This is a genomic window from Nodularia spumigena CCY9414 (assembly GCF_000340565.2).
Lineage (GTDB): Bacteria > Cyanobacteriota > Cyanobacteriia > Cyanobacteriales > Nostocaceae > Nodularia > Nodularia spumigena.
Genome location: NZ_CP007203.1, coordinates 293,140 through 293,914, shown reverse-complemented (window position 1 = coordinate 293,914; position 775 = coordinate 293,140). Strand labels below are relative to the sequence as shown.

1 protein-coding gene and 1 pseudogene are annotated in these 775 nt (G+C 44.1%); both read left to right on the top strand.

From position 1 onward, the window contains the following. Positions 1-330, top strand: a 330-nt coding sequence (locus tag NSP_RS01335; protein ID WP_017803731.1) for an FAD-binding domain-containing protein, incomplete at its 5' end; no start/stop codon positions are given. After that, positions 327-718 (top strand): annotated as a pseudogene (locus NSP_RS01330) (adenine nucleotide alpha hydrolase family protein). The gene NSP_RS01335 and the pseudogene NSP_RS01330, both read left to right, overlap by 4 nt. Positions 719-775 lie beyond the last annotated feature (57 nt).

Genomic DNA, 775 nt, shown 5'->3' with positions numbered 1-775 from the left:
TTAGCCGCTTACATTGTCCATTGGCGGCGCATTCGTTGGCAAGCCGGAGCCAAATGGTTTCTAGAACACCTGCTAGATGGCGACCCTGCCAGTAATAATATGTCATGGCAGTGGGTAGCCAGCACTTTTAGTCATAAACCTTATTTTTTCAATCGTGAGAACCTAGAACGCTATACCAAAGGAGTTTATTGTCGCCAATGTCCCCTTTACGGCCATTGTGACTTTGAAGGTAGCTACGAAGAATTAGAACAACGACTATTTCCCCAAGGAGAATTTATCAAAAAACCCAATAGTCAAAGTTGGCAAAGAGGCAAAAAAGGTAAAAAATGAGTAAACCAATCGTTTGGGTACATGGAGACTCCCTGAGTCCCTACAACCCCGCCTTACAAGAATACCCCAAAGCCCCAGCCATCTGGGTATGGGACGAGGAATTAATTGAAGAATCGCAACTAAGCCTCAAACGCATCACATTTATCTATGAATGCTTATTAGAACTACCCGTGATCATTCGCCGTGGTAAAGTAGCCCAAGAAATCTTAAAATTTGCCCAAGAAAACCATGCCGATTTAATAGTAACATCCACCAGCCCCAGTCCCAGATTTAATCACATTTGCGACCAAATAGAAAAAACCTTACCCCTAGAAACCTGGGAAACAGAACCATTCTTTGAATACGAAGTTACATAGACCTCAAAAGATTCTCCCGCTATTGGAAATAGCCGAAAACACCTCCTCACCTAACTCCCCTGCTCCCTGCTCCCTGCTCCCTGCCTCTT